Here is a 3583-nt window from a genome sequence, read left to right as displayed (position 1 = left end):
TAAACGAATGTCGCAGGCAGATGCTCGGTGAAGTATTTGAGGTGGTCGGACAGTTCTTCGCCGGCGCGGGTGTCGAGGTTGAGGTTGTGGATTTCATCGACCACCACGATGTCGGTACGGGCATCGATGAGCACCTGGCACACGGCATCGGAAATATCGGTCACGTTCATCCGCTGATTGAGCGTGGGAAGCCCCAGAAACCGTGCGAACTCCATCGCCAACTTGCGGGGCGACCCTTTCGGCGGGGCCGTCACATACACCACCGGAATCCGGCTCTCATCGCCGGGAAACCGTGCACGGGTGCGCAATTCGTGAAACCGACCCAGTTGCTTGATCGCCGTAGTTTTCCCCGTCGCTGCCCCGCCGGAGATGATCAGCCCGCGCCGGGCCCCGATCTCGCGCTGGTTGAGCAATGTCAACAGCCGGCCCTGATGGGTGATCGCTTCGATCGCCGACGTGGTGACCACCACCAGCTCCGAATGATGCGCAACCCGGGCCTCGTTGTAGGCCGTCCGCTCGTCCTCACCGAGGCTGGCCCACTCGTCGTCGGCGAGCAACGTGAACTCCGGCGGATCGGCATCAACAAAACGCCGCCAGCCCTCCAGCGTCGTGGTCGGCTGGCGGCGATCCTCTAACTGACCCACCGCCGCAATCTCGGTCACAGTCGCCACGTTTGGGCCTCCTTGCGTGCATCAAACACCGGCAGGGGTATGACCTCCGCCATCTCGCCGTCATCGTCGAAAGTCTCGTTGTCGGCGGCCCGTTCCGACGGTGACGGGCCATGATGTTCGGATGATTCCGTCGGGTCCGGCCAGTCCCGGCCGGCGCTCGCGGCGCTGGTCCGTCCAGTCACTCGGCGCTCGGCTTTCGTCTGCTGCTGCGGCCCAGCGGCGGCGCGGTCCAGCAAGTCCTCCGCGATGGCCGCAATCTCCGCTTCCTGGGTCTTCTGGGCCCCTCTGCGGTCGGCTACGGAGCGGGCGTGGCGCCACAGTGTCTCGCCGAACGGCACCGGCGAGGACCGAAGGTGCGTCCACGTCGCGGCCAGCCATCCGTCTTCGTGGTGATTGCGCACCCAAATCCTCGACACGTCATACGGGTCGTAGTGCACTTCCCACTGTCCGTTACGGGCATCGACCCCGGAATGCTGGCGCCGGTATGGGTTGAGCGCCTTGGCGTCATAGGTGCGATGGTTGATCCGGACCCCGTAACTGTTGATTGTGCGCCACTGCACGGGAAGCAATTCGATATAGTCGTCGGCGTCCAGTGGGACCGGTACATAGCCAGCCACCTCAACGAGGGCAGTGTATTTCTCGTTGGGAGACAACGCTTTCCCCGGCGTCACCGGATCCCGCAGGCCATCGTGGGGGCGGTTCTGCCACACCGCGATGATCCACTCGTCCAGCAGCGCCTGCAGCTCAATCATCGACCACACCGCGTCGTCCTCGGCGTTTTTCCCACGCCGCTCCACCGATGAACCGACGTAACCGGCCACGTACTGTGCGAACAGGGTGCCCACCGACTGCAATGTCCGCTCGATCTTCGGCTTATCGGTCGGGCAGTCGGGATGAGCCGGCTGCAGATTGATCCCCAATGTGCAGCACGCTTGCCGAAATGTTTGGGACAGATACGCTTTCCCGTGATCGCAGACGATCGTCTCGGGAGCGATCACCGGCCTGGCCGCAGCATCGGCCAGGCGCTGATCGACACTGGTCAGGCTGTGGTGCGGAAGTACCGACCGGGACATCCGCAGCGCATCGGCCCATCCCGGGCGCATCGGTTCGGGCGTCAATGCCCGCGCCAAGAGCAGTGACGCGTCCACTGCTTTGGTCGTCGGTCGCAGCACCGCGGCCGGGATGGACCGCGTAGCGTTGTCGACCATCGCAGTCAGCTCGACTCGGTCTACCATGCCGTCATCGAGCACTACCCGTACATCCAGAAGGGTTGAATCGATTTCCACCATCTCGCCGGGGCGCACCACGGTGATCGACCCGAATGGGCCATCGGGCTGCTTGGACAGCGATCGCCGCGTCCGTGCTGACCCGAACGTGTGCCGTCCTTCCGCGAGGCGCTTGACCAGCCGGTAGAAGGTGGGCTGCGACGGCATCGCGGGCGCGTCGTCGGCACCATAGGTGGCCACCAGCGTCTTGGCGACCCGCCGTTGCAGACGCTGCACCGTTCCCGTTGACAGGTCGGTCTCGCCCTCGATCGCATCCCGCACCGCGGCGACGACACGGTCGTCCACACGGCCGAATACCGCGCGCCGCCGATTATGGCGCCCGTCAACCACTCCCAGGAGCCCGTCCCGTTCGTAGGCAAATCGGCGACGCTGCAACGCATTCCGACTCACGTCGTGGCCGGCGGCACGCAGCTCGTCCAACTTGGCCAGCTCACGCTGCCGCAGAGATCGTTTCGCCGTGTCGAACTCTGGGCGGGGACGAATGCCCGCGGCCGTCCCAGGCGGGCGGCCGCTGAGGATCTCCACGATGTGGCGCTCCCACCACCGTGCTTGCTCGACGGCTGCCTCGGGAATGCCAGCCAGCATTTCCTCAGAACACAGTGGCGGTCGCGACCCCGACACCAATTCCAATGCCGGATCAACCATCAGCTGCGAGAGCGGCACCACAATCTGCTCGCCGACAGCGTCAACCAGTCGAGCTGATCCGCCCGACAGGGTTACGACGGTGAAAACACCTGCTGATAAACGGATTTCGTCTCCCTCTCGGACGACACCCGTTCGCACGTCAGGTCACCACCCGGTCCCGAGGCCAATCGCCGTGTCGTCGCCAAGTGCCGCTCCTTGCAGATCGGCAACTAAACGGCCGTGCCAGAGCAGATGAAACAGTACGGGCAGCACCACCAAAGGAGTCCCGACCGCGTGCACACCAGCCATCAACGGACGGACCCGAGCGAAGACCTCCGCCAGTTGATCAGCCAAACCGATCTTCAATACTCGCGGATGCCGATAACCCGACAACCAACGTAGATTCGCCCGCAGCACTGGATCGAGGGAACCGACACGCAGGTAATCCCAACCGACCATCGCGCACGTGGCGGCAGACCGATCGAACACGTCCCGATCAGCGTCAGAGATCCGGTCGTCCTCACGAACGTCGACTACGACGACAGATCCATCGCGGCGCCGCACGAAGTAGTCAGGAGCATGCCGCGTGCCGTCACGCCAATGAATCCAAAATGGTTGCGACAGAACACCAACAACATCCGGATCGGCATCCAACGCCATCAACTGGTCACGTTCTACCCAGGACTCGTGACCTACATGTGCGCCGGTTGTGGCGAACCACCACAGCCCGGGAAAGTTACGCTGACCTCGAAACGAGGGGAAATTCCGCACTGGTGAACAGTCCAACTCAAACCGGGTTGCAGCACATCGGTCCAGCGATTGCCGCGTGCATCCCTCGCGGGTGTTGAACTCCAAGTCCACTGCACTCGCTACACCTGGCCCAGCCGAAACAGCCGACGTCAGCACACATAAACGCTAAGCCTCGTGCCCCAGATTCAATGAGAAAGACACGCACTTACCCCAGATTCAATGAGAATGCCCCAGAATCAATGAGAACGGACA

General features: G+C 63.2%; 3 protein-coding genes. All 3 read right to left on the bottom strand.

Translation table 11 applies throughout. The features are described 5' to 3' along the window. Positions 1-671 (bottom strand): ATP-binding protein (locus ACTWP6_RS30020; RefSeq protein ID WP_443189611.1); only part of this gene is annotated, 671 nt, incomplete at its 3' end. Continuing rightward, positions 659-2623 (bottom strand): Mu transposase C-terminal domain-containing protein, encoded by a 1965-nt coding sequence (locus ACTWP6_RS30015; RefSeq protein ID WP_005148662.1) that lies wholly within the window; start codon positions 2621-2623, stop codon positions 659-661. The genes ACTWP6_RS30020 and ACTWP6_RS30015, both read right to left, overlap by 13 nt. Positions 2624-2746: 123 nt before the next feature. Continuing rightward, positions 2747-3487, bottom strand: a complete 741-nt coding sequence (locus ACTWP6_RS30010; RefSeq protein WP_011894084.1) for a TnsA-like heteromeric transposase endonuclease subunit — start codon at positions 3485-3487, stop codon at positions 2747-2749. Between the last annotated feature and the right edge of the window lie 96 nt (positions 3488-3583).

This window comes from Mycobacterium sp. 4D054 (assembly GCF_052245755.1).
Taxonomy (GTDB): domain Bacteria; phylum Actinomycetota; class Actinomycetes; order Mycobacteriales; family Mycobacteriaceae; genus Mycobacterium.
This window is presented reverse-complemented; position numbering and strand designations above follow the sequence as displayed.